Origin of the sequence: Endozoicomonas sp. ALB032, from assembly GCF_049310125.1 — a bacterium.
Taxonomy (GTDB): Bacteria; Pseudomonadota; Gammaproteobacteria; order Pseudomonadales; family Endozoicomonadaceae; genus Endozoicomonas_A.
In genome coordinates, this window is sequence record NZ_JBLYNW010000001.1 from 3420917 (window position 1) to 3447298 (window position 26382).

Sequence of the window (26382 nt, forward strand, 5' to 3'; positions counted from 1 at the left end):
TAAATGTTAAGCAAGAAGTGTGACAATTATGTGTTGCCTCGAATGATTAAGAGATTATTCGCGGTCGTGTTCAGGAAGATGTGTAGCAGGATAAACAAACGACAGTGAGATGAGATATTTGATTTGCATAAATGACGGGAGAGACATTTTGTCTCCCCCGAACAAAAGGCAGAGTCAGGCTTTTTCGGCAGCAGCCTGAATAGCGGTGAGGGCAATGGTGTAGACAATATCGTCCACCAGAGCACCGCGGGAGAGGTCGTTGACCGGCTTGTTCAGACCCTGAAGCATTGGACCTACACTGATGACATTGGCACTACGCTGTACAGCTTTGTAGGTAGTATTGCCCGTATTGAGGTCCGGGAATACGAAGACAGTTGCACGACCAGCAACGTCTGAGTCGGGCGCCTTGCTCTTGGCAACAGATTCGACGGACGCAGCGTCGTACTGCAGTGGACCGTCAACCACCAGATCAGGGCGCTTCTCACGAACCAGCTGGGTAGCATCGCGAACACGCTCAACGTCTGCACCAATGCCGGAAGAGCCTGTAGAGTAGCTGATCATCGCGATGCGCGGCTCAATGCCAAAGGCTCTGGCGGAGTCGGCACTCTGAATGGCAATGTTAGCCAAAGCTTCTGCGTCAGGGTTTGGATTAACGGCGCAGTCACCGTACACCAGAACCTGATCAGGCAGCAACATAAAGAAGATGGAAGATACCAGTCCACCGGCGTCTTTTTTCGGCTTGATCAGCTGGAAAGCCGGACGGATGGTGTTGGCCGTAGTGTGGACAGCGCCGGAAACCAGGCCATCCACTTCGTCCGTGGCCAGCATCATGGTACCCAGAACAACGGTATCTTCCAGCTGAGCTTCTGCCATAGGAGCATTCAGGCCTTTATGCTTGCGCAGTTCGACCATGGGCTCAATGTAACGCTGACTGATACTCCTGGGGTCCATAATAATCAGCCCTTCTGGCAGATCAAAACCGTTGTCACGAGCGACCTGTTCAATAACTTCGCGATTACCCAGCAGGATACACTCGGCAATGCCGCGTTCCTGACAGATGATGGCAGCCTGAATGGTTCTTGGCTCATCACCTTCTGGCAGAACAATGCGTTTGCGAGCTGCTTTTGCCTGTTGCACCAGACTGTAGCGAAATGCCGGAGGCGAAAGACGACGCTCTGTCAGACCTCCGCAGTGCTGCTTGAACCAGTTGTTATTAAGATTCTCGGCGATGGTGTTCATCACTTTTTCAATACGCTCCATGTCGTCCAGAGGCAGCTCGTCACTCATGCGATCCAGACGGGTAGCGGTCGTATAAGAGTCATCTTCAGTCATCAGGACTGGCAGACCGGTAGAGAATGCTTTGGCACAGAGCTCCTGAACAGCCTTGGACATTCTGATTCCGCTGGTGAGTAACAATCCGGGCAGGGGAACACCGTTGGAGGCTGCCATAGAGGTTGCCAGAACAATATCATCACGGTCACCGGCAGTAATGATCAGATTACCGGGCTTCAGGTATTGGATCATGTTACTGGGAGTTCTGGCACTCAGTGTGTAGGAATTAACACGACGCTGGGCAATGTCACCTTCGTTAATGACTTCACAACCCAGATGGCGGGCAATGTCCAGAGTGCGGTGTGAACTCAGCTGTGGATCGTAGCTGATGTAACCCAGGGGCAAGAAGCTCTTGCGAGTAAACTCGGGCAAGGGTCTGAATTGTTGATCTTCAGTCAGTTGCTCAACCAGCTCTTTATCCAGTTTGTTCAGGATATAACCGATGACACTGGGGTTTTTGATGCCACCAAAACTGTCGGCAGCAATTTCCAGTTTATCTGCAACATCTTCCAGAGAGTCCTTGCCTTTTTCTGAAACCAGAATAATATCGGCGTTCAATGTTCTGGCCATATCGCTGTTAAGGCGGTTGGCATAAGGCATGTCACGGGTGGGAACCAAGCCTTCGACTACGACCACTTCAGCCCCTTCGGAAGCATCGTCGAATAGAGCGACAATCTCTTCCATAATCTCATCACCTTTATTGTCTCCCAGCAGGTTTTCAACCCTTTGGGTGGTAATCGGTGTCGGTGGCTCATGGTCCATAATACGCTGAGCCAGTCGTGTAGAACGCTCAGGACCTTTATCCGTCGTATGCAACTGGGCAATGGGCTTAAAGAATTTTACCCTCAGGCCCAGAGTGTCGAGTGCCCGCACCAGACCCAGGGAGACTGAAGTCAGGCCGACTCCATATCGGGTTGGGGCCAGAAAAAACGTACGCATAATGCAGCTCCAGAAATGTTCGCAAGCAAGTCAAACATGGGGTCTTCAGGCAGACCCCAGGTTGAATCAGGCGATCAGGGCCTGAGTGTCACGGGAAATCATTAGCTCTTCGTTGGTGGTCACGACCATTGCAATCGTTGAGCCTTCCTCGGTAATAACACCGCTTCTGCCCCGGAAAGTTTCATCATTGAGCTTGTTGTCTACCTTGAAGCCGAAAATGCTCAGGCGTTCAATAACGTTCTTGCGAATGACGCTGGAGTTCTCTCCGATACCGCCGGTGAATACCAGGGCATCAATCTTACCCATGGCGGCAGCAAAACCCGCTACTTTTTCAGCCAGAACATGGCAGAAAACGTCCAGGGTCAGTTGCGCACGTTCATTGCCTTGAGCTGCAGCGTCTTCAATAACACGACAGTCGCTGTCCATTTCAGACAGGCCCAGTAGACCGCTCTTCTTATTCAGCAGGTCGGTGGCTTCTTCCAGGGTGTAGCCCAGAGTTTTGTTCAGGAAGTTGAAGAGGTTGGGGTCAACATCACCGGAACGGGTGCCCATAACCAGACCTTCCAGAGGTGTCAGGCCCATAGTGGTATCAATGGACTTGCCATTCTTGATCGCACAGGCAGAGGCTCCGTTACCCAGATGAGCTACCACGAGATTGCTGTCATTGATATCCAGACCCAGCATGTCGGCAGCAGCCTGACCGACATAGCGATAGCTGGTTCCATGAAAGCCGTAACGACGAACACCCTGTTCTTTGTACAGGCTGTATGGAATCGGGTAGAGGTAAGCTTCGGCTGGCATGGTCTGATGGAATGCAGTGTCAAAAACAACAACATTGGGCAGGCCCGGGAAAATTTTCTGGGCGGCACGGATACCTGCAAGGTTGGCTGGGCTATGCAGAGGAGCCAGTTTGGTGCCGTCTTCAATCGCCTGCAGAACCTCATCTGTGACCAGACAGGACTTGGAGAACTTCTCTCCACCGTGAACAACGCGGTGACCAATGGCGGAGATGCCTTCTACCAGACCTTCTTCACGCAGGAGGCCCATGAGTGCTTCCAAAGCTGCTTCGTGTGCAGCCAGTCCGAGCGCCTGAGAGCCTTTCTCGCCCTTGACCTTCCAGCGCAGAACCGCTTCGCTGCTGTCCAGGCGTTCAGCGATGCCGTTGATTTTCTCTTCTTCCGTTGTCGGGTTAATCACTGCGAATTTGAGGGATGAGCTGCCGCAGTTGATGACCAGAATGCTGTCTTTGCTCATTGAAATAGTACCTAGCAGAATACTTGCAATGGGAGGCTGACCGATTGACTCCGGTCAGCCTTCTGAAGGGGTATGTGTCAACAGTAGTTTGACTCTGTGTGCCGAAGCACCCTGAGTTCAATACTGAAGGAACTGTTTGCATCATGGTGGCCCGCAGGACAGATATTCGAAAACCAGGGATGAATAAAAATGCTTTGCAATTCACCAGACGAATATCGGCTCATAATACGGGCAACGTTATAAAAGTTTCGATTATAACCATTGATGCAGGTCAGTGGACTGCGTAAAGATGCGTATTCAGATACTATTTTTGAATGCCTCTATCGGAATTTCTACAGTCCGGGGAAAGGTATTCCGCAGATAGGAAAATCATATCGTTAGAATCTGTTCAGGGCACAAAGGTAATTTAGCCTTTTATCCCGGATACTCAAGCCCCGTCCATTTCTTGGTCGCTTCAGGCAACATCTGAATCCAGGTCACCAGTTGTTCCTGATAGAGATAAGCGCCAGCGACTCCAACAAGCATCAATGAGATGGGAAGATAAATGCCCAGTGCACGTGTCAGATTGGCTGGTGGTAACGGCTGCTCCCCATAGTTGTTTTTTCCTTCTGTGCCCGGCCCGATACTGAGCCAGAAAAGCAGCAGAATATTGACCACTGGAATGACCAGAAACAGCCACAGCCAGCCGCTTCGATCCATATCGTGAAGTCGGGTAATGACCAGATAAAGTGTAAGCATGATTGCCAGACTGTGAATGCCCAGAACCATTGACACAGTCTGCTGAATAGTCAGGGCTGCTCCAATCAGCATTGGTAAATAATCAGGGAGCAGGAAGGCAACAGCTTCTACAGCTACGACCAGCCAACTCATGGCCAGGTAGCGGGTTCGTCCGATGCGTCTTATCAGCCGCAATGGCTCATTACTATTTTGTCGGGGTGCTCTGGACAGCGAGGTCTCGGCAAAGATAGATGAGCTGTTTTCTTCAGTGGGTGGTAATGTTTTTGAGCCATCCAGGGTCATAATCCGGCATTGTCCACCGGCCTTTCTAATGGCTTCTTCGTATTTGCGGGCTTCTTTCCTGGTGACAGGCTTTCGAACCGCGTAGGGCTTGCCTGAAAAAAGGCGGTCAATGCGCTGCGCATCGGCATTGAACAAACGGGCCAGATTATTTTTGACTTCAGCTTCGGAAAAGCCAGGAAGAATCTGCCCTTTGAATATGACTTTATAATCTTTGCGCTTCATAACTGGATCCCCCGAGCTTTGGAAACACCTGTTCGGGGTGTCACCACTCAGGGCGTCTTATCGGCAGATATGCCGGAAACGCAAGGTTGTTAATCCTTAGAAGGGACGGACTACAACCAGAATTACAATAGCCACCAGAAGCAGAACCGGCACTTCATTAAAAATACGGTAGAATTTGTCTGACTTAGTGTTGGCATCATTGGCAAACTTTTTCAGGAACGCGCCACACATGTGGTGATAGCCAATCAGCAGAACCACCAATGCCAGCTTGGCGTGCATCCAGCCACTGCTCATATAATAGGACGGGTTGAAACGGAGTAACCAGATACCCAGCACCAGAGTGGCGATCATGGACGGCAGGGCAATCCCACGGTAAAGCTTGCGCTCCATGATCTTGAATCGTTCATTACTGACCTGATCTTCGCTCATGGCGTGATAAACAAAGAGTCTTGGCAGGTAGAAAAGGGCTGCAAACCAACAGACCATGGCGATAATATGAAAGGCTTTAACCCAGAGCATGCGCGAGATCCTTGATTTTTGATTACTGATAGCGGATAGAGAGTAGCGGAAAAGACGCCAGAGTTCGATATCCGGGTGCAAGGGTGAGTGAATTCCTGAGTATTGTAAACCGGCTAGGTTGTGTTATGAACGTTGTTTTGTTGAAACCCTGCTGTTAGAGTGACTCGCTGTCTTAAACAGTCTTTGCATGCTGGTGAGAGCTTGCGAGATATTTATCGTAGTCTTGGGCCAAATAGCATCATCTTTTAGCAAATCGCCGTAAACCCTCGACAAGGCGGGGAGTGTCACAAAGAATATTTGCAGAAGCGAGTCTTGAAAGAGCTTTTATAAATATTTATTCTATTATTTTAAATAAATATTCTATTTTTAAGGCGTTGTATCCATGATCAAGGTAGGCATTGTTGGTGGTACCGGCTATACCGGAGCAGAGTTGCTGCGTCTTTTGGCGATTCATCCCGACGTTGAAGTAACGGTGATTACTTCAAGAAAAGAGGCAGGCAAGCCCGTCAGTGAGCTATATTCAGGGCTTAGAGGCAAGATGGATATTGTCTATTCACAGCCAGACGATGATGTCTTGGCCACCTGTGATCTTGTGTTCTTCGCAACGCCCAACGGAATTGCCATGAATTCCGTGCCCAAACTGTTGGACAAAGGTGTGAAAGTCGTGGATCTGGCTGCTGATTTTCGTCTGGCCAGTGCTACTGACTGGAAGCAATGGTATGGTATTGATCATGCCTGTCCCGAACTGCTGGCAGAAGCGGTCTATGGTTTGCCAGAAATGAATCGGGAGTCCATTAAAACTGCGCAGTTGGTGGCTAATCCGGGCTGTTATCCGACAGCTGCACAGCTGGGTCTGTTGCCATTGATGGAAAATGCTCTGGTAGAAGGCAGTGTTATTATAGATGCCAAGTCAGGAGTCAGCGGCGCTGGTCGTGAAGCCAAAGTGGCCAGTTTGTTGTGCGAAGTTTCGGAGTCATTCAAGGCGTACGGTGTGCCAGGCCACAGACACCTGCCAGAAATCAGACAGGGAATAGGCAGAATGGGAGGGCAGGGTTACAGGGGCGAGCTGGTTTTTGTGCCCCACCTTGTCCCCATGATCAGGGGGATTCATGCAACGTCCTATGTTTCGGTAAAAGATCACTCCATTGATCTTCAGGCGTTGTATGAAAACAAGTTCAGTCATGAACCTTTTGTTGATGTTTTGCCTGCAGGCAGTCATCCGGAAACCCGTTCAGTCAAATCCTGTAATCAGTGCCGCATTTCCGTTCATCGTCCTCTGGACGGCGATACCGTAGTTATTCTGTCGGTCATAGATAATCTGGTGAAGGGGGCGGCAGGTCAGGCCATTCAGAACATGAATATCATGTGCGAACTGAATGAAACAGCAGGCCTTGATGCGCCTGCTTTGATGCCTTGATATTTTTTTGTGAGCCTGTTCTGGTTGTCGATGCTCCATCCTTGCCTGGCAGGTTGCATAGACTGAGCGTTATTTTTGGTCAAAGGACACTTCCGCTTGAGGGGTAGACATCAAAAGAGCAAGTATACTGGGTAATGGCTTCTTCAAGTCTTTCATGCGTCGGCACTGCTCGGTTCGCAAATCATTACGACTTTTGTAATTTCGCTTAGAATAATTGTGCTATATTCTGCGACCTTTAATGATCTACCGACTGATCTGGCATATCCATGGAAAAACTGTTTGAAAAGCTGCTCTATTCTGTCCGTTGGCTTCTTGCGCCAATTTACATCGGCTTGAGTCTTGTCCTGATCGCTTTATTGATTGAGTTTTTTCAGAGTGTTACTAACCTGCTGCTCGACGTTTCTAATATGAATGAGACGCAGGTAATACTCAAGGTGCTTACGCTAGTTGATTTAGCTCTGGTTGGGGGCCTGATCGTTATGGTTATGTATGCCGGTTATGAAAATTTTGTTTCTAAAATAGACCTGGATGAGAGTTCTGAGAAGCTCAGCTGGTTAGGTAAAATGGATACCAGCTCACTTAAGGCCAAGGTTGCTGCCTCCATTGTAGCCATCTCCTCAATCCACTTGCTCAAAATGTTTATGAATACGGTTAATATCCCAAATGACAAGTTGATGTGGGCGGCGCTGATACATCTGACCTTTGTTGCCTCAGCGTTCTTTATGGGCCTGCTCGATCTCCTGCTTTACAGAAAAGAGAAAGAGATTAATACCTCGCTTTAACGCTCTCTTACTCAGAGGTTAATCGTGTTCTCAGGCTGACTCATTCCGGTGAGCCAGTTATGACTGATATTCTTTCTCTTCTTGTATTCTTAACCTGTCCAATGCCTGAAGTATGGACTGATGGAGCGTGCACCAGAAGACCTTGCTGTGATACTGGTGGCTCAGGACAGCGTTCTGGATTTGCAGATTATTCCCGGACCTTGGTGTTATGACAGTTGTTCCAGCAGATCCGGTCTTATTCTGGCCATTTTATAGGTGCTGCTGTACTGGCCTCTGCGGAAGCAGTCAAAGCGCGACGTCCCTTCAATTTCAAACCCGTACTTTTTATACAGGGCGATTGCCTGTTTGTTTTCTGTGAAAACACCCAGTTCAATGCGAACAATATTCAGCCAGTGATCACAAAGCTGTATCATCTCGTCAACCAGTTCTGATCCTATTCCCTGTCCCTGAAAATCAGGATGTACGCTGATGCCAAAAGTAGCGACGTGTTTTTTACGTGGCTTGCTGGACATAAGAATGCCGAGATGACCTGCAACCTTGCCATTTACCTCTGCAATCAGTTGAACGGATTCATTGCTTCGGGATTGGAACAGCTGTTTCCAGTGGTCGGAGTGGTTATAGGGGATCTGGGAGGTGTTTTCTGCCAAATCCTCATATTCAAACATTTCTGCAATGTGGGGTAAGTCTCTGTCTTCCTGATGTCGTATTTTTATTTTCATGATCACTACTTCTCTGCTATAACTTCAAAACTGCAGTATTCTCTACCCAAATGTTCGATGCAAGTTATATGGCTGGGTGCTTTTCTCGAGGTGGCTGGTGTGAGCCTGGGTGTGGGAATAAGTAGCAAAGTTCAACAAAACTGTCTGTCTGGGAATTTTGGTATCTGTTTTACAAGGCTGCATGCCCTCTGATAGCGGTCTTCCAGTCGCAGGTTTTGGTGCGGAATAAGGAATCAAGGTAACGGTTATGAGAAATAATCATGCAGGTTGTCTCTATATCAATGTTGCCGGGGTTGTATCTGCTGATTTTCACGATATCTTTAATCGTGTTGTACTCATTGCTTCTGTAGCTATTTGAGATACAATTAGCTTAGCTTTAAGTTATGCCTTATATTTATGTCTTGCGTTTCGAAGTTCCATAGTTGTAGATCTTCCTGATAAATCATAAGTAGTAGCGACGCTTTCAGCTAAGCGGTCATGTTGTGTGACCACCCTATTTTTGTTCAATTTCAGGAATTGATTATGTCTGCTTCTACCGGAACAGTTAAATGGTTCAACGAGTCCAAAGGTTACGGCTTTATCAGCCAGGACTCTGGTCCGGACGTATTTGCTCACTTCAGAGCTATCGTCGGTACCGGTTTCAAAACTCTGGTCGAAGGCCAGCGTGTTAAGTTCGAGGTGACTCAGGGCGCCAAAGGCCCTCAGGCTGAGAACATTGAAGTAATCGACTGATTACTCTTCACGACCCTTCGGGCAGTGAACAAAAAAGGCAGCGCTTTGCGCTGCCTTCTTTCGTCTAGACGAACTCTTTGATGATTCTGGCTACCAGCATGATCAAAATCAGTATGATGGCTATTTTTGACAGTTTTGACTGTTTCTCCCGACTCATGGGTTTGCCGAACCGCTGTGTTGCCATGACCACTACGGCTAGCGCAATAAAGAGTAGAAACAGTATCTTCAATAATTCCATGGTTATCATTCACTGATGGGTATCGAGCTCGTCTGCCCGCCTGAGAGTCTGGTAACCTGCCCAGACTCTGGTCATGGTTGTCAGGATACAGATTACAGCAAAAAATGCAGCCAGAATCGGGAAATACTGGGGAAACAGGCAGAAGACCACAAAAATGGCAATGGTCTCTGTACCTTCTGCCAGACCATTCAGGTAATAGAAGGATTTGTTGCTAAAGTCAGGGTCTGAGAGACCTCTCTTCTGAGCCATAATCGCATAGCCCAGAAAGCTGGAGCCCGTTCCGACGAAAGTAAAGATCAGCAGGCTGGCCATCAGGGCATTTTTTTCAGGATCGGCAAAGGCAAAGCCAAGCACGATGGCCGAATAAAAGATGAAGTCCAGGGTTATATCCAGATAGCCACCGGCATCTGAGGTTTGTGTTATTCTTGCCAGAGCACCGTCGAGCCCATCCATCAGACGATTGCAAAGAATGGCAACCAGAGCAGGCAAATAGAGTTCAAATGCCAGCAATGGCAGGGCTGTTAATCCGACCAGGAAACCAGTCAGAGTAATCTGGTCAGCCCGGACACCTGCTTTTTTCAGTGGGCGGGCAAGAAGATTCAGAGGCGATCTGATCCAGAGAGAAGTCCAGCGGTCAAGCATCAGGGTTTCAGGCAGTCTTTAGTCACAGCCGGTTATCATACCCTGATCGTGCCATAGGAGTCGAAACGTTACTGTTTTAAGCAGCCGGGAAAGTGGCTTTTGCATAGTCCAGCGGATTCTATTTGTAAGTATCTGATTAGGTGCTTATATAAGTACCTAACCAGTTAGTTTCGCATATTCTGGACGGCGGCTTTTTCCATCCTTCTGCGTTCCAACTCTGGTTGCGTAGCTATGGCTACGCGCCCGTCGTTGCGCCTTGAAGGATGAAAAAATCCACTCGCCAGAATATGCGAAACCAACTGGCCAGGTACTTAACATTAGGTTGTCGGGAGCTTGCCGGGATTGTCCCTGAAAGCATAAATTTTGCCCGGAAAGTTCATTATGCCGCTTTTTTATCAGGATAAATGAGATGCCAGATTCTCTTTCTATCAAGCCGCCGGGTAGTATGAAGGTGGTGCGTGATGATCCCGCCAGAGAGCGCAAAATCAGGCTTTTTCTGGTATTGGCCTTTGTTCTGGCTACGGGACTTTCTTATTATCTTGGGGGACGGATTTCCGATACCGAGGCAGCCAGACTGAGGCAGGAAAGCTTAGATCTAAGGAATCAGTTGCAAGACTTGTTGGGGGTAGAGGAGTCTCTCAGGCAGAAATTGGTTATTCTGGAAAGAACCAGTAAGGTGGACCGCGAGGCGGCAAACAGCATTCGTAGTGTTATACGGGATCTGGAAGATGAAAAAGCTCTGCTGAGCAAGGATCTAGCATTTTACAAGAGTATTCTTGCTCCGGAAGACAGTGCTGAAGGCATCAGGCTCTATGCATTTGATCTGCTGCAGGGTGAGGAGAAAAATCAGTATCGCTTCAGAATGGTGGTCTCTCAGGTGGCCAGAGACAACCCGTTTCTCAAAGGAACTCTGAATGTCTTTGTCAAAGGGGTGAAAGATGGTAAGAAAGAGTCTCTGTCCCTGATGGAACTGGCCGGAATGGAAAAGTCCCAGGCACTTGGGTTCCGTTATTTTCAGTCTTTCCCTGAAAACCGTGACTATATCAATCTGACGCTTCCCGACGGGTTCAAGCCCGAGAAAGTGATGGTCAGCATTAAAGTCAAAAGTGGTGCAGTGCGAAGCCTGACCAATATTCTGGACTGGCAGGAAGAGCTGGAAGGCGATGTGAAAAACGGACTGACCGAAAGTGGTTAAGTCGCCTGAGTAGTTGACTGCTTTACTGGGTTACTTGGATAATGGACGCAGCATATTAATACAGTTATACGTGCAGAGACCGTAAGAGCAGGACTCTGAGAGTATACAGAGATAGGGTTTGCCTGTGGCGATCAGGTAGCACGGGAGGATAAATGAGCGCAGTAGTTGAAACGGTAATGCCGGACCCGATCGAACTGACGGATAATGCCGCTGAGAAAGTCAATCGGCTCATGGAAGATGAAGATAACAAGTGCCTGAGGCTTCGTGTCTATGTCACTGGTGGTGGATGTTCGGGCTTTCAGTATGGTTTCAAGTTTGATGATCAACTGGCAGACGACGATACCCTGGTCAGAAAGCAGGGAGCTGAAATGGTCGTGGATTCACTGAGCTACCAGTATCTGGTCGGTGCTGAGGTCGATTACGAAGAGGGACTGGAAGGCTCCCGATTCCTGGTGAAAAATCCTAATGCAACCGCCACGTGTGGCTGCGGTTCTTCTTTTTCTATCTGAATACTCTTTTTGCCGGGCGCCAGCGCCCGGATATTCCTGTTAAGTAGCTGCTCATGCCCTCATCCTTTCAGCCCTGCCATTTGTTTGGCCAGCAGGGCAATGCTGTCAGACAAGTACTCTCTGAAGCGTCAGTAGTCCGTAACTTGAAAGTCGTCGTAACGCGTTGAATTCAGAGGCTATTATACTGATAGGTATATTAATGCATATATGGATGGTGTGTGATGGCAGATCTCTCAGGTCCTCAGGGAAGCGATGGGCCCTTATATTCGTCTTCACCTGTTAAGAATAACTGGAAAACTACCGTCAAAGCACTGCTGGGAGGCATACTGAGAAAAATCAGAAAAGCTGGCCCCCATGGGCTTCCTTCCTTGAAGACTGAGCAAGCGAAAAGTAAGCAACCAGATCCTAAGCCTCCTACAGACCTGAAGTCGAGAGTGGCAGCGAAAGCTGAAAGCAAGATTTTCATTCAGGTACTCCCTCTGCAGGGTCAATCCATTTCGGCCCCCATTCCAACGCCTGGATCTCCAGAGAGCCCCTCTTCAGTGAACGGCCAACAGGAGCGGAGTGGGAATGAAGTTGAATCGAATCGACGCAGCAATAAGAAGGCGCCAACAGTGGCACCCAGAAGAAGTAAATCATTACCGAGGCAGCCTCCTCAGGTTAAAGAGCCGACCGATGAGCTTGTTCAGAGCAAGCAACAAGAGCAACCAGATGTGAAAGAAAGGCCAGTACCTACCCCTCGGACGAGAAGAAAAAACAGCGGGGACTTGAGCGGCTCTCTGAGTAGAGCTCCGCAGCCAAAACCACGTAACCAGGGCAAAGAGGCACTTGCCGGAAATGAAAAGCCTGGACAGGCTAATATCTATGATGTACCCGGTAGACTAAAAAAAGAACCAGAATACGATGTCCCTGCTAACCGGAAGAGAAGCACTGAATATGATGTACCCGGTAATCTGAAAACAAAACAGGAATATAATGTGCCTGCTAATCGCAAGCGAAGCCCTGAATATGATGTACCTGCAAATCTGAAAGCAAAACCAGAATATGATGTGCCTGTTAATCGGATGAAAAGTACAGACTATGATATACCCAGAGACCTGAAAGTATCTTCAGATTACGATGTCCCCAAAAGTTTGAACTTCAAATCATCACCCCAGCATGCAAGTGATCCGGAAAGAGTCCGTTCGGATTCCATAGACCCATCTACTGGCGAAAATATATACCAATCGATTAATGATGAAGAGTTTGAGCTGGAGATGCTTGAATTAGAGCTGGAGTTGGAAGATGTCTCTCAGAATCTCGGTGATGCTTACGACTTTCAACCACTGTTCAATGATTCTGTTTGGCTTGATGAGCAAATGTTTTCTCTGATTAAAACCTTTAAGAGTCAGAGACCCCCGAAGTCAAATCTACTCAAGTGGGCTGCTCACATGAAACAGGAACGATCACTGATGCAACTGTATAGCAATGGTTTTGATAAGTTTAGAAAGTCTATTCGGTCTTTAATGAGTAAAGGGTTAACCTCTATTCAGGACAGGGACAAGTTGAGAAGTAGTGTCGATAAAATTAACAAAATTCTTACTCCGGCATTAATCGCCGAATACGGTGCTGAAGAAGCCAGAAAACGACTCTTGAAAGCTCCGGAAGGTTAATAGAAATCACGATTTTTCTTCAGCCTTAGTCTGGTCGAACAATTTTATCCATTGTCAGCGGTATTTATCAAGCCGGGAATATAGCCCCAAGGACCCGTTCGCCAGCAGCTCCTGTCACGGCAGGAAGATTGCCAGGCTTTCCTGACAGTGTCTGTCTGGCCAGCCAGGCAAAGGCTACTGCTTCTACCCATTCAGGTGCTATGCCCAGAGAGGTTGTGGTTGCAACGGACAAAGGGTCAAGCTCATCTTCAATCAGTTTCATCAATTGCTTATTGTTGGCACCCCCACCACAAACCAGAAGTTCTTTGGCTGAGGGAGCGTATTGGCAGATATCCAGGGCAATGGTTTTTGCTGTCAGTAAAGTGAGTGTGGCCGCCACGTTTTGAGGTTGCAGGCCAGAAAAATTTCTCAGGTGAGACTCCAGCCAGCCCGGGTTGAAGCGTTCCCTGCCAGTGCTCTTGGGCGGCACTTCAGAAAAGTAGCTGTCATTCAGCATCGCATTCAGCAGTTGGTCATCCACGCTTCCTGATGAGGCCCATTGGCCATTGGCATCAAATTTCTGGTTGAGGTGCTGTTGGCACCAATAATCGATCAGAACGTTACCCGGACCGGTGTCAAAGCCTATGACAGCTTTCTTATGGTCTGCAGGTAACAAGCTGATATTGGACATACCGCCAATATTCAATATCACTCTGTCCAATACAGGGTTGCTGAAAACAGCGTGATGGAAGGCAGGAACAAGGGGAGCTCCCTGTCCACCTGCCGCAACATCTCGACGTCTGAAGTCGGCGACAACAGTAATCCCTGATAGTTCAGCAATCAGACCAGGGTCACCAATCTGCAGAGTGAAACCTTTTTCCGGGCGGTGGCGGATCGTTTGTCCATGGCTGCCAATGGCAGAAATCTGGTTTGAATCAACATTGGCCTGTTCCAGGAGTCGCCTGACGGCATCAGCCGATTCCCGGGCAAAAGCGGGCTCAGCCAGCGCCATTCGTTCAATTTCATCAGGACCAGGTAGTGTCAGGGCAAGAAGCTGTTCTCTGAGATTTTCAGGGAGCGGATGGGATAATGCCTGCAGCTGTCGACAGTTTCCTGATGGTGAGTGCCTGGATATCGAGTCCTCAAATTCAACCAGAACTGCGTCAATGGCATCAAGGCTGGTGCCTGACATCAGGCCGATAAAGTATTCAGGCATATCTCTGATAATCCATCATGCCCTCCCTGGAGGCTATCGTTGTTATTTCGACTCTTTCTCGTTTCTGGCCAGCATAGTTGTACCGTGCTTTTCCAGCTGGGCCATGGTTTTATTGGCAAAAGCCATAAAACGTGCCTTCTCGGCTTTGGGGATCGGTGAGGCATTAGGCAGCTTGACGGTAACGGGGTTTCTGTGAACACCATTGACCCGGAACTCGTAATGAAGGTGCGGGCCTGTAGCCCAGCCAGTCTGGCCCACATAGCCAATGGTCTGTCCCTGTTTAACCTGGCTACCTTTCTTGAATCTTTTATTTACACGATTCTGGTGGGCATAAACGGTAACAATATTATGAGGGTGCTGGATAAAGACAACATTGCCAAAACCATTCTTCCAGCCAATAAATTGAATCTTACCATCACCCGCTGCCTTGATGGGAGTGCCAGTGGGCGCTGCATAGTCTGTCCCGTTGTGAGGGCGCTTGGTTTTGAAAATTGGATGAAGGCGGTTAGGATTAAAGCTTGAACTGATCCGGGTGAAGTTCACAGGCGTTCGCAGGAATGCCTTTTTCATACTTTTGCCATCCGGAGAGTAGTAATTGCTGTCACCATGACTGCTGGTGTAACGAATGGCGGTAAAGGCTTCACCCTGGTTAATAAATGTTGCTGCGAGTATATTGCCATCACCCAGCTTCTCGTTATCCAAATATTTTTCTTCGTACATCACGTTGAAACTGTCACCGCTGCGAATATCCAGCGCGAAATCAATGTCCCAACCAAATATGCCCGCCAGCTCCATGGTCATCTTCTCGCTCAGACCAGCATTCTGGCTCGCCAGAAAAAGAGAGTTTTTGATTGAGGCTTGAGCAAAGGCAATACGCACTTCAGGCTCGAGGATTATCTTCTTACCGACGTAGCCATTCCCCTGTCTTTCATAGAGGATGCTTTCAAGTTTATTCTGGACATAGCGCAGCCGGGTCAGAACTCCTTTGCTGTTGACCCGGTATTCAAACGCCTGTCCGGGGAGGATATCGGTCAGGTTTTTGCCCAGTTTCGGAGTTCTGGAGACTTCATAGACAGTTTTGGCACTCAAACCCATATCATCAAACAAAGTTGAGAGATTATCGCCGGACTCGATAGTGATACTTCTTCGGGGGCCTAGAGCAGCTTCTTCCTTGGCCAGTCGCTCGGCTTTTTCTCTGGCCTCACGTTGCTCTCCCGTCTCTTCAGGAACCGTTTCTTCAGGCGCAGCTTTCTCCTCAAGAGCCAGTTCCTTTAGTTTTTCTTTGGGGGATGAAGATTGAAATTCGTCAATAAGCAGTTCGGTTTCTGAGCGTTTGGCCTCAACTTGTGGAGACGGCAGCAAGCCAATAACAGTCATCACCGTAGCTGCGACACCAGTTACCAGTAACAGGTGTCTTTTAGGAAAACTCTTGATGCCGCCGGGTTGCTTGCGCGTGGCACCTCTGGGGGGAAGTTTGGTCATTGCACGTATTTACTGTTGAATTACTGTTTCAGGTGCCTGCCACTTTTATGGTTCGGATCAGACAGTATTTCAAATAGCTCGTAGCTGTTTGGTTAAAGTTTTGTGAAGAATATATATGAATTATATATCTAAACGCTACATAATGAATTGATATATAGCTATAAACGAATTGTAAATGTTTTGTTGGCGGGCGTCAGGAAACCGACTCTGGCCCAAAACTCTATATATTATTAGTTGAAAGCTACCGATCTGCCCTGTTCTGTTTGTGGTTTTTTCTAAAGTAAGGTAACTAAACCGCTCTCTAAGTTAATTAATGTAATTAAACCGATTTTTCCGGCTTTGTTCTTAAGTCGTTTTATTGTACTTTTACCCGCTAAATTGAGTCTACAGCTGCCTCGGCAGTGTTTAATTCATGAGGCTGAGCCGTGATGGTTTCGCTCAGTCTCGTTGACTTCATAGCAGGATAGGTAAATGTCTGAGAGTCAAAATCCGCTTCTGAAAGATCTGCAGGCCCGCCAGCTTATCGCGCAGACCACTGCCGTGGAAGAGCTGGACGCTCATCTGAGTGAACAGCCAAGGGTTCTTTATTGCGGCTTCGATCCGACTGCAGACAGTCTGCATCTGGGACATCTGGTTCCTTTGCTGGTCCTGAAACGTTTCCAGATGGCAGGGCACAGGCCTATTGCGTTGGTGGGTGGTGCAACGGGTCTGATAGGAGATCCCAGTTTCAAAGCGGCCGAGCGACAGCTGAATACACCTGATGTTGTGGCAGGCTGGGTTGACAAGATCAAGAAACAGGTCAGCCAGTTTATCGACTTTGACTGCGGTGAGAATGCCGCTTTAGTGGTCAACAATCTGGAGTGGACTGGTGAGATGACTGCTCTGGATTTTTTGCGAGACGTAGGTAAACATTTCTCCGTCAATGCCATGATCAACAAAGAATCCGTTCAGCAGCGACTGAATCGTGAAGGTTCCGGTATCTCTTTCACCGAGTTCTCCTACGCCCTCCTTCAGGGAATGGACTTCGCTGAGCTGAATCGTCGTTATGACTGCACTCTTCAGGTGGGTGGCAGTGACCAGTGGGGTAACATTGTGGGTGGCATTGATCTGTCTCGTCGTCAGAATCAAGCCAGAACCTTTGGCCTGACTGTGCCCCTGATCACCAAGTCCGATGGTACCAAGTTTGGTAAAACCGAGGGCGGTGCGGTCTGGCTGGATCCTTCCAGGACTTCCCAGTACGCTTTCTATCAGTTCTGGATGAATACTGCGGACGCTGACGTTTACCGTTTTATGAGCTTTTTTACCTTCCTGTCACAGGAAGAGATTGAAGCGATCAAGCAAGAAGACGAAGTGCGTGAAGGTCGTCCGCAGGCCCAGCAGGTTCTTGCCAGAGAGGTCACCCTTCTGGTGCATGGTGAAGAGGGTCTGCAAGCTGCAGAACGTATTACGGAAGCTCTGTTCTCGGGAGAGATCAGCAATTTATCTGAAACGGATCTTGAACAGTTGAAGCTGGATGGGCTGCCCAGTGCAACCATCAAACGTGATCAATTGGAAGGTAATCCCATGACCCAGCTGTTTGCAGAGGTTGGCATGGTGAAAAGCGGTAAGCAGGTAAAGGATGCGCTGGGTCGTAATGCGGTATTCTTCAATGGAGCAGCTCGCGGTGCTGCCGACAACATGAACCTGCCTGGGTGCTTTGCTGAAGAAAATGCCATGTATGGACGGTTCTTCCTGGTGAAACTGGGTAAGAAAAATCACTTCCTTTTTGAAGTGACCTAAAGGCTTGTGGCTGGCTCCCAACTCTTTGAAGACATCTCCAAGGCTCTGTTAAGTTCAGAGCCTCTGTAAAGCTTTTCATGAGGGAATCTTTGTGGAATGGCCTGCAAGACGTTTCTGGGTCATCGTTGGCACGGTACAATGGCAATTTCCGATACTGTCTTCATATAGTCAGGGCGGGTAACCTAAGCCATATTGTGTTCTGACCTGGAGCAGCTTTTGCTTTATGCTTCAGTGTCACTCACTCAGGAATTCTTCATGCATCCTCAAGCCGGTAAAATCGCCACAGATGATATGCTGACCAACATTCCCCGTCTGGTCAGCGAGTATTACACTATTCAGCCCGATCCATTGAACCCCACGCAGCGAGTCCAGTTTGGTACTTCAGGACACAGGGGGACTTCTTTCAAGGCCTCTTTTAACGAAACTCATATCCTTGCTATCACACAGGCGATCTGCGAATACCGTCGCGAGCATAATATTACCGGACCCATGTTTGTTGGCATGGATACCCATGCCCTGTCAGAACCTGCATTGATCAGCGCCATTCAGGTGCTGGCAGCCAACGGTATAAAGGCTCGAATCCAGGAAGGCAGAGGTTATACACCAACTCCGGTCATTTCTCATGCCATCGTCTCCTACAACCGGGATCATCAGGACAGGGCGGACGGTGTTGTCATCACGCCTTCCCATAACCCTCCTGAAGACGGTGGTTTCAAATACAATCCTCCCCATGGAGGTCCGGCCGGTTCTGAAGTCACCAACCGGGTTCAGGATCGAGCCAATCAACTCATTGCTCAGGGGTTGGAAGGTGTTAAACAGATGTCGCTTAATAAGGCGATGGAATCCGGCTTTATTACTGAATACGACTATGTCACACCTTATGTTGATGATCTGGAAAATGTCATTGATATGGAGGCTATTCGCAGGGCGGGTGTAAAAATAGGTGTTGATCCACTGGGTGGCTCCGGCCTTCACTATTGGGAGCCTATTGCCAGGCGTTACGGGCTTGATATTGAGCTGGTCAGCAAGAAAGTTGATCCTACTTTCTCCTTTATGCATGTTGATAAAGACGGCAAGATTCGTATGGATTGTTCTTCAGCCTATTCCATGGCAGGGCTGATTGAATTGAGGGATCGCTTTGATATTGCTGTTGGTAACGATCCAGACTTTGATCGCCATGGTATTGTGACTCGTGAACATGGTCTGCTGAACCCCAATCATTATTTGGCGGTGGCGATCAATTACCTGTACAACCACCGTGAGCAATGGTCGGGCAATGCTAAAATTGGCAAGACTCTGGTGTCCAGCGCCATGATTGATCATGTAGCAAAAGGTTTGGGCAGAGAAGTGGCGGAAGTGCCTGTCGGATTCAAGTGGTTTGTCGATGGTCTGGCTTCTGGCGAGCTGGCCTTTGGAGGCGAAGAAAGTGCCGGTGCTGCTTTCCTGCGGCGTGATGGGCTCACCTGGTGCACAGACAAGGATGGTTTTATCCTGGCTCTTCTTGCTGCTGAGATTATTGCCGTTACAGGTAAAGACCCGGGTGAACATTACCAGGAGCTGACAGACCGCTATGGCTCTCCGGTTTATGAACGACTGCAGGCTCCTGCTTCCGATGAGCAGAAGAAAGTACTCTCAGCCATGAGCCCGGATAGGGTTAAAGCTGATACTTTGGCGGGTGATCCCATTACTGCCAAAATAACCCATGCTCCTGCAAACGGCGCCGCCATCGGTGGTCTTAAGGTCGTTACTGAAAAAGGCTGGTTTGCTGCCAGACCTTCTGGCACTGAAGCAGTTTATAAGATCTATACCGAAAGTTTTGTCGGTCTTGACCACCTTAAGCAAATTCAGGAAGAAGCCAAAGCTATGGTTTCGGAAGTTTTTGTTACCGGCTAGGAGCCTGACCGAGAATAGCGCCCGTAGCGAGGACGGCAGAAAATTGAGGATGAAAATTCGGTTTTGTGAGGAGAATAGCGAGCTATTTGACGAACAAAAGCGGATTTTCAGACCAATTTGCTGCCGCCGCACGACTGCATGGATGCAGGAGCTAGAGCAACGCAGGAGCAGTTGCCGCGTAGGGCAGTCTATTCTCGGTCAGGCTCCTAGGCGTTTTTCGACAGTCTCTCAGACTCCCTTCCCGTGGGCTTCTGCGGGAGGGAGATCTCGGAAATCTGGAATCTAATAATCATGTTCATGAATAAATTCCTGATATCAGGAGAGTTGCAAGGACTTTTTTATGGCTAAATGCCAGAGAAGTAAAATGAACTTGAAGCGATGGCAGGCTAGCTAGTAAGCTTTTACGGCAAAGAATTCAGCAGCAATAAGCTGAAAAAGACTGATAATAAAAGTGACTTATATGACAGAGTTCGACTACATCATTGTGGGAGGTGGCTCTGCAGGCTGTGTTCTGGCTAACCGCCTGTCTGAGAATCCTGACCATCAGGTCTGCCTGGTAGAAGCAGGAGGCAGCGACAAGTCTCCCTTGATTTATATACCTGCCGGAGCCGCAATTACTGTGCCCCATGGCTTTCACAACTGGCAGCTGAATGCCGAGGCTCAGTCCACCATGAATAACCGGGATATATACTGTCCCCGGGGAAAAACCCTTGGAGGGAGCAGTTCCATCAATGCCATGCTGTATATCAGAGGGCAAAGAGAAGATTACGATCAGTGGGCTGCTCTGGGGAATGAAGGTTGGTCTTTCAATGATGTCTTGCCTTATTTTCTAAAATCCCAGAATCAGGAAAGAGGTGCTTCTGAACTTCATGGCACCGGTGGCCCGCTGAATGTTGCAGACCCCAGAAGTCAACACTGCTTGAGTGAAGCTTTTATTAAAGGTGCGATAGAAGTTGGAGAAAAAAACAATCCGGACTTTAATGGTGCCGATCAGGAAGGTGTAGGCTGGTATCAGGTGACACAGAAAGAGGGTCAAAGATGCAGTTCAGCGGCTGCTTATCTGCACCCTGTCATGGATAGACCCAATTTGACGGTCATGACCAAAAGTCATACTGCCAGGGTCATCCTTGAAGGCAAAAAGGCTATAGGGATTGAAATTGTTCGAGGCGTTACCAGAAGGAAGCTCTTCGCTCGAAAAGAAGTCATACTTTCAGCTGGAGCTTATGGTTCTCCGCAGATTATGCTGCTTTCAGGCATCGGAGCCAGAGATAAACTGGCTCCCCACAATATTGACTGTTTGCATGAACTGCCAGGTGTTGGTGAAAACCTTCAGGAGCATCCTGATGTTCTGGTTGTCGCCAATGACAAGACTGCATCATCAATGGCTTTTGCCAGGCCGATGGGAATGGGCAGGGTTATCAGGGATGCAGTGAAATACATCTATAAAAGAGAAGGTTTCCTGACCAGTAGCCTTGCAGAGTCGGGCGGATTTATAAAATCCTCTCCGGAAGTTGAAAGGCCTGATCTGCAATTGCATTTTATTCCAGCGGCTATGGAAGATCATGGTCGTAAACTTTCAAGATATCTGCAGTACGGGTTTTCGATTCATGTATGTATCCTCAGGCCTGATAGCCGAGGTCGTGTATCCCTTAACAGTGCATCCCCCACGGATAATCCCGTGATTGAACTGAATCTTCTGGAAAAACAGGCCGACATGGACTGTCTGGTGAGAGGGATCAAAAGAGTGAGACAGATTATTCAGTCGTCTGAGTTGTCCCGCTACGCTGGAGAGGAGTATCTGCCAGGCTCGGATGTACAGGACGATGATGAGCTTGAGTCTTATATAAGAAATAATGCCAATCACATTTATCATCCGGTGGGTACTTGCAAAATGGGAGCTGATGACATGGCTGTAGTCGACACTCGTCTGAAAGTTCACGGGCTCGAAGGGTTGCGGGTGGTTGACGCCTCAATCATGCCAACTCTGATCAGCGGGAATACCAATGCGCCTGCAATGATGATCGCTGAAAAAGCAGCGGACATGATTCTTGACAAAAATCAGCCAAAAATTCATTTTGAAAAAGTGACGGAAACAGAAAAGACGCAGTCCAGGATTTCTGTTTATTCCTCTTGAGCGAGCCGTGTAGCGGGTAAAACACACAGTATTTTTCTGCCTTGATCATCAGAGCACTCAGCGAGCATTTTCCCAAATACCGGGCATCTGCTACCTGATGAACAGGTGCATTTTATTACAAATCCCTGTCAGACTAATGTCACCCTTTCTCTTTGACGAGGCAAAGTTTCGGGTGACATCGTCTCTGGACTCTGGAGCCAGGCTGACACCAACTGTCAGGCTGGCAGGGATTCTTCCCGGGAAGTCTGTGTGCTCTGGTCTGCGCTTTCTCCACCACCAGGAACGACACGAGTGGCTATCAGCCCCTTGGGTCCCTGACCAATTTCAAATTGCACAAGCTGCCCGGCTTTCAGCGTCTTGAAGCCGTCCATTTCGATAACGGAGTAATGTATGAGTACGTCTTGATTTTCAGTGGCTTCCTGGGCCTGGATGAATCCATATCCCTTAGGATTGTTAAACCACTTTACTGTACCTTCCAGCATAGCTTCCATTTCCTTCTTGGTCGCTTCCATACAGCGCGATTCCTACATTATTAACATTGAAGGAACTGCCGGGAAACAGCAACCCTTGTTGTTTTATTTTTAGTCACATGTCTATTCTGCGTCGTCCATATCACAGAGCTCTTTTTTGGTGATGTCTCCTCGGCTAGGAGCCTGACCGAGAATAGACTGCCCTACTGCGGCGGCAGCAAATTGGTCTGAAAATCCGCTTTTGTTCGTTAAATAGCTCGCTATTCTCCTCACAAAACCGAATTTTCATCCTCAATTTTCTGCCGTCCTCGCTACGGGCGCTATTCTCGGTCAGGCTCCTAGAAAGCTTTCATGCCAAGAATACAGCCTACATTTCCATATAGAGCTAAACCTATTATAAGACCATATTGACGCGAGATAACAGCCCATTTTGATATTCAGGAATAGATAAGACAGTATTTTTGAGAATTAATTATGCTGCAGAGGATTTGTGAACTTTATATGGTTTTTTTTGGGTGGCCCCTGGACGACTGGTAACTCTCTCATCCAGGACCATTCAATCCAGGAACCGTCGTAGTTTTTTATCCTGCTGTATCCCAGTATCTCGGAAAGAACAAAAAGGGTATGAGCCGAACGGACTCCGGACTGACAGTAAACAACGATCTCTTTATCAGGTGTGATACCCGCTGACAGAAACAAATGTCTTAATCGTTCTTTGTCGAGGAATCCATTTTCATTGACAGTTTGCTTGTATTCAAACCAGATACTTCCGGGAATCCGGCCATGGCGATAGGCTCCTGACTTTATGGTTTTGCCGGTGAATTCATCCAAACTTCTGACATCCACCAGTAGGGCGACGTTCTCTTTTTTTGCTTGAATCGACTTTACCTGTTCCATCTCAGCAAGCCATTGAGGATGAGGTGTCCCCGTGAACTGGTAATTGGATCGTTCAGGTGTTTGAGGCGATTTGAAATTCAGCTTTTTTTTGTGCTTTTCCCAGACCGACAGGCCTCCATCAAGGATAGAGACCTGATCATGACCATAGAGTTTCAGTAACCACCAGAGACGGGCTGCATTCATGCCTTGCTGATCATCGTAGAGAACAATCTCCGTTTTTGGAGTAGCACCCAGTCGGCTTAATAGTTCGGACAGTTTCTCTCTGCTGGCTCTCATTCCGGAGTAGGGATAATCATCTGCGTCAGCCTGAAAAGCCGGGCGCCAGATATTGTGAGCACCGGGAATATGACCCAGCAGGAAGCGAAACTTGGGGCGTACATCCAGAAGCAGCAGGTTACTGGCCTGCCGGATCTTTTGCTCCAGGTCGTCAAGGCTGAGCACCGCATTTGCATGGACTGGCACTGACATCACAACAGACAACACTAAAATCAGAAGAGTCATAGGCTTCTTTCGGGCCGATAAAATTCTCGTGAGGTTTAGCTTCAATCGGAACCATTGAACTCCATGGAGCCTGAGGCGGGCAGGGGGAACTGCGCCATAAATCGTTGATCGATCCAGTTTTTCCAAAGCCATATTAAACGCCCTCTGGTACTGAACCAGCCTCTTGATGCAATGGCTCGACCATCTGCACAGCTTAGCAGAGAAAGAAATTGTTTCTGTGGACGGTAGGGTTCCAACGTTTTTTTCTCGAGGATGTTACAAATATTTTGAAACAGGGTCGGAGCCTGTCGAACCGCATAAACTCCCGACTTGGCCTGTCTGGAGTGAGTGAATTCTGCGACATCACCACAAGCGAAGACATTGTCATGGCTGACGGATTGCAGCATGGGATTAACGTGGATAAATCCCTCTGGACTGGTTGCAAGCGAGCTTTCAGAAGGCCAACGAGCGGGAGCTGCCGATGTAGCCAGTATCAGGGCATCATATGGCAGGCGGTCATTTTGATCACTGATCAGGGTTTTATCTTTGACTTCGGTTACCCGAAAATGAGTGTGTATTTTAATAGGCTTTCGTTCAATTTCCTCTTTGGCCATTTTTTGAACTTTCGGCGGATAGCCCTTCAGAATACCCTGAGCTGTGACAATATGTATTTTGAGGGAGTGAAGATGCTTGAAGCGTTGGTGAAGGGCCATTGCTACCTCAACACCTGCAGCCCCGGCACCCATAATGGCCAGAGTAAAACTTTCATTCTGCTTAATATGTTCGGGCAAAGGCTGTCCTAACCAGGATAAAAAAGGCCTGATAGGCTTTATAGTGATGCTGTCTTTTGTATCAATGACACGAGCTTGTGTAGAGCCTGTATTGATGGAGACTATGTCGTACCCCAGTCGGTCACCATTCAAAAAAATCAATTCATTCGCTTTGGTATCTACCCCCGAGATAGTCGCTTTAAGGAATCTGCATTTTGATTCATGGGCCAGCAACTCAAGATCAATGTGGGACTGCTCAGCACTATATTGTCCTGAAATGACACCAGGAAGCATGCCTGAATAAGGGGTATAGCGACTGGCAGAAACCAGAATAAAATGAGCGGGAGGCGTTTGCTTCTTCTGAAGCCTTTTCAGGAACAGTGCATGGGCATGGCCTCCTCCGGCCAGAACAACTGTAGGCTTAATGGTATTAGTCATACTGCTCTCTCAATTGTTGGATTTACCACTTTATCTGCCGTCAGGAACGCTCTTACTATGATTTTACTTTTTTCTGCCGATGCTGTCCGGATGGATCTTTAAAAAAAAGGGTACTTCCAAACGTCCGGAAAACGTTTTGGAATGCTTCATAGTCTAAACTGTCATGACTTCGTGGCAGCGATAAATGAGCGGTTTGAGATGGATATCCTACTATCCGATGGAATAACAAAGCTGGTTCGCGATGCCAGTGATACTTGTGAAGAGTGAAGTAAAAGGAAAAGGATCAAGCAAAGAATAACGCAAAATACTTCTCTCAGCTCATGGCTGTTGATGATGGAGGTGTGTCTCTGGTGTCTGGAAAATTATCCCTTTTGCCACTGACCATGCTGGTAACAGGAAATATGATGGGTGCCGGTATTTTTCTGTTACCTTCATCTCTGGCCAGCTATGGTTCAATCACTCTTCTGGGGTGGATTGTTACGGTTATTGGCGCGGTAATGCTATCTCTGGTTTTTGTTCGATTGAGGTCAGATTGTAAACAGGGTTCCGGTCTCTATGCTTATATCAGGGGAGGACTGGGACGTTATATCGGGTCACAGGTTGTTTATGGATACTGGGCTGCCATATGGATTGGCAACATTGCGGTGGCTCTGAGTGGTGTGGCCTATCTCAGTTATTTCTTTCCTGTGCTCGATGGTCCCTGGGAAACCGCCCTGGCTGCCATTGCTGTCATCTGGATCCTCAGTGTGATCAATTTGACCGATATTCGTCTTTTAGGTCGTCTCCAGATCATTACGGCTTCCTGCATGCTGGTGCCTGTGATTATTGTCAGTACTCTGGGCTGGAGTCAGTTCGAAACGGTAAACATCATTAACTCCTTTAATGTGACCGGACAATCGTCCAGTCATATCTTGTCTGAATCCATCACGTTGACGCTCTGGTCTTTTATAGGTCTGGAATCAGCCTGTAACCTTGCATGTCACGCCAAAAATCCGAGGCGGGATGTCCCCTGTGCGACATTATTAGGCACTCTGCTGGCTGCTCTTTTCTATATTCTGAGCACCACGGCAATGATGGGTATTGTACCTAACGATATTCTGCAAAGCAGTGCTGCACCTTTCTCCGTAACAGCCAGCTATTTGCTGGGTGACCGGGTCGGTGAACTGGTCAGTGCCATGGCTGTTATTGCCTGTTTTGGCAGCCTTAATGGCTGGATTCTTATGCATTCCCAGATAGCCATAACGGCCTCTTCGGAAGGACTTTTACCTAAAGCATTCAGGGTGTTGAATCGTTATGGATCACCTTGGAAAGGCCTGTTAATCACCGCCATTCTGATGTCCATAATGCTTCTGTTAACGGTGGAGCCTACAGTTCAAAAGCATTTTGAGTCTATCGTACTGATTGCGGTTTACATTATGTTGCTGACTTATTTCTGTGCCTGTCTTTCCTGCTTCCAGATTCAGCGGAGAAAACCCGGAGGGATTACTTCAGGCTGGTTTATTATCATTCTTCTGGCGTCCGGTTACTGTCTTCTCGGTTTCAGTGGGGCTGGCTATATGGTTTTTTTATACGGTACGGTGTTGATTGTCTTTGGTGGTGCAGTTTACCGGTATCAGCATCGGGGTAACAAAAAACCGGATCCTCTGGAGGACCCGGCTAATGGATAAAGAGG

At 48.1% G+C, this 26382-nt stretch carries 22 protein-coding genes; 10 read left to right on the forward strand and 12 right to left on the reverse strand.

Annotated features, from left to right (window positions below; translation table 11 throughout):
- Positions 1-174: 174 nt before the first annotated feature.
- The 4 genes from pta to hemJ all read right to left on the reverse strand — a co-directional run bounded on the left by pta (position 175) and on the right by hemJ (position 5286).
- A complete protein-coding gene (pta, locus tag ACO6VG_RS12775; protein ID WP_422132628.1) occupies positions 175-2271 on the reverse strand; it encodes a phosphate acetyltransferase in 2097 nt (698 codons plus the stop codon).
- Positions 2272-2337: 66 nt separating this feature from the next.
- A complete protein-coding gene (locus ACO6VG_RS12780) occupies positions 2338-3525 on the reverse strand; it encodes an acetate kinase (RefSeq protein ID WP_422474242.1) in 1188 nt (395 codons plus the stop codon).
- 414 nt (positions 3526-3939) lie between these two features.
- Positions 3940-4767, reverse strand: a complete 828-nt coding sequence (locus ACO6VG_RS12785) for a DUF805 domain-containing protein (protein WP_422132630.1) — start codon at positions 4765-4767, stop codon at positions 3940-3942.
- 96 nt (positions 4768-4863) lie between these two features.
- Entirely contained in the window at positions 4864-5286 is a 423-nt protein-coding gene (hemJ, locus tag ACO6VG_RS12790) for a protoporphyrinogen oxidase HemJ (RefSeq protein ID WP_422132631.1), read from the reverse strand.
- Between the two features lie 382 nt (positions 5287-5668).
- On the opposite strand from hemJ, the gene argC reads away from it, so the two are divergent.
- Together argC and ACO6VG_RS12800 are read left to right on the forward strand one after the other, a co-directional pair.
- Positions 5669-6703, forward strand: a complete 1035-nt coding sequence (gene argC, locus ACO6VG_RS12795) for an N-acetyl-gamma-glutamyl-phosphate reductase (protein ID WP_422474244.1) — start codon at positions 5669-5671, stop codon at positions 6701-6703.
- 266 nt (positions 6704-6969) lie between these two features.
- On the forward strand, positions 6970-7485 hold the full coding sequence (locus ACO6VG_RS12800) for a TIGR00645 family protein (RefSeq protein ID WP_422132633.1): 516 nt from the start codon (positions 6970-6972) through the stop codon (positions 7483-7485).
- 206 nt (positions 7486-7691) lie between these two features.
- Here the strand turns inward: ACO6VG_RS12800 and ACO6VG_RS12805 are convergent, their stop codons facing one another.
- Positions 7692-8204: a GNAT family N-acetyltransferase gene (locus ACO6VG_RS12805; protein ID WP_422132634.1), complete on the reverse strand. Its 513-nt coding sequence runs from the start codon at positions 8202-8204 to the stop codon at positions 7692-7694.
- A gap of 522 nt (positions 8205-8726) precedes the next feature.
- On the opposite strand from ACO6VG_RS12805, the gene ACO6VG_RS12810 reads away from it, so the two are divergent.
- Positions 8727-8936, forward strand: a complete 210-nt coding sequence (locus ACO6VG_RS12810; RefSeq protein WP_034832746.1) for a cold-shock protein — start codon at positions 8727-8729, stop codon at positions 8934-8936.
- Positions 8937-9000: 64 nt separating this feature from the next.
- Here ACO6VG_RS12810 and ACO6VG_RS12815 read toward each other — a convergent pair whose 3' ends face one another.
- Together ACO6VG_RS12815 and ACO6VG_RS12820 are read right to left on the reverse strand one after the other, a co-directional pair.
- Positions 9001-9174, reverse strand: a complete 174-nt coding sequence (locus ACO6VG_RS12815) for a hypothetical protein (protein WP_422132635.1) — start codon at positions 9172-9174, stop codon at positions 9001-9003.
- A 9-nt stretch (positions 9175-9183) separates the two neighbouring features.
- The gene (locus ACO6VG_RS12820; protein ID WP_422137288.1) at positions 9184-9816 is read right to left on the reverse strand and encodes a CDP-alcohol phosphatidyltransferase family protein; all 633 of its coding nucleotides are present in this window, start codon (positions 9814-9816) and stop codon (positions 9184-9186) included.
- Positions 9817-10225: 409 nt separating this feature from the next.
- Here ACO6VG_RS12820 and ACO6VG_RS12825 point away from each other — a divergent pair, with 409 nt between their 5' ends.
- The 3 genes from ACO6VG_RS12825 to ACO6VG_RS12835 all read left to right on the forward strand — a co-directional run bounded on the left by ACO6VG_RS12825 (position 10226) and on the right by ACO6VG_RS12835 (position 13172).
- On the forward strand, positions 10226-11011 hold the full coding sequence (locus ACO6VG_RS12825) for a DUF6776 family protein (RefSeq protein WP_422132637.1): 786 nt from the start codon (positions 10226-10228) through the stop codon (positions 11009-11011).
- 152 nt (positions 11012-11163) lie between these two features.
- Positions 11164-11520, forward strand: a complete 357-nt coding sequence (gene erpA, locus ACO6VG_RS12830; protein WP_422132638.1) for an iron-sulfur cluster insertion protein ErpA — start codon at positions 11164-11166, stop codon at positions 11518-11520.
- Positions 11521-11741: 221 nt separating this feature from the next.
- Positions 11742-13172, forward strand: a complete 1431-nt coding sequence (locus ACO6VG_RS12835) for a hypothetical protein (protein WP_422132639.1) — start codon at positions 11742-11744, stop codon at positions 13170-13172.
- A 67-nt stretch (positions 13173-13239) separates the two neighbouring features.
- On the opposite strand, the gene ACO6VG_RS12840 is transcribed toward ACO6VG_RS12835, so the two are convergent.
- On the reverse strand, positions 13240-14367 hold the full coding sequence (locus tag ACO6VG_RS12840; RefSeq protein ID WP_422132640.1) for an anhydro-N-acetylmuramic acid kinase: 1128 nt from the start codon (positions 14365-14367) through the stop codon (positions 13240-13242).
- Positions 14368-14409: 42 nt separating this feature from the next.
- Positions 14410-15849, reverse strand: coding sequence for an OapA family protein (locus ACO6VG_RS12845; RefSeq protein WP_422474246.1), 1440 nt, complete (start codon positions 15847-15849; stop codon positions 14410-14412).
- Positions 15850-16320: 471 nt separating this feature from the next.
- On the opposite strand from ACO6VG_RS12845, the gene tyrS reads away from it, so the two are divergent.
- The 3 genes from tyrS (at position 16321) to ACO6VG_RS12860 (ending at position 21655) form a co-directional block, all read left to right on the forward strand.
- The gene (tyrS, locus tag ACO6VG_RS12850; protein ID WP_422137290.1) at positions 16321-17628 is read left to right on the forward strand and encodes a tyrosine--tRNA ligase; all 1308 of its coding nucleotides are present in this window, start codon (positions 16321-16323) and stop codon (positions 17626-17628) included.
- A 255-nt stretch (positions 17629-17883) separates the two neighbouring features.
- Positions 17884-19521, forward strand: a complete 1638-nt coding sequence (pgm, locus tag ACO6VG_RS12855) for a phosphoglucomutase (alpha-D-glucose-1,6-bisphosphate-dependent) (RefSeq protein WP_422474248.1) — start codon at positions 17884-17886, stop codon at positions 19519-19521.
- 460 nt (positions 19522-19981) lie between these two features.
- A complete protein-coding gene (locus ACO6VG_RS12860; protein ID WP_422474250.1) occupies positions 19982-21655 on the forward strand; it encodes a GMC family oxidoreductase in 1674 nt (557 codons plus the stop codon).
- Between the two features lie 215 nt (positions 21656-21870).
- On the opposite strand, the gene ACO6VG_RS12865 is transcribed toward ACO6VG_RS12860, so the two are convergent.
- The 3 genes from ACO6VG_RS12865 to ACO6VG_RS12875 form a co-directional block, all read right to left on the reverse strand.
- Entirely contained in the window at positions 21871-22167 is a 297-nt protein-coding gene (locus ACO6VG_RS12865; protein ID WP_422132645.1) for a cold shock domain-containing protein, read from the reverse strand.
- Positions 22168-22593: 426 nt separating this feature from the next.
- Positions 22594-23523 carry a sulfurtransferase gene (locus ACO6VG_RS12870; RefSeq protein ID WP_422132646.1) on the reverse strand — a complete coding sequence of 310 codons (930 nt, stop codon included), beginning with the start codon at positions 23521-23523 and terminating at the stop codon, positions 22594-22596.
- A gap of 41 nt (positions 23524-23564) precedes the next feature.
- Entirely contained in the window at positions 23565-24710 is a 1146-nt protein-coding gene (locus tag ACO6VG_RS12875) for an FAD-dependent oxidoreductase (protein ID WP_422474252.1), read from the reverse strand.
- A gap of 350 nt (positions 24711-25060) precedes the next feature.
- Here ACO6VG_RS12875 and ACO6VG_RS12880 point away from each other — a divergent pair, with 350 nt between their 5' ends.
- Positions 25061-26377 (forward strand): amino acid permease, encoded by a 1317-nt coding sequence (locus tag ACO6VG_RS12880; RefSeq protein ID WP_422132648.1) that lies wholly within the window; start codon positions 25061-25063, stop codon positions 26375-26377.
- Positions 26378-26382: the final 5 nt, after the last annotated feature.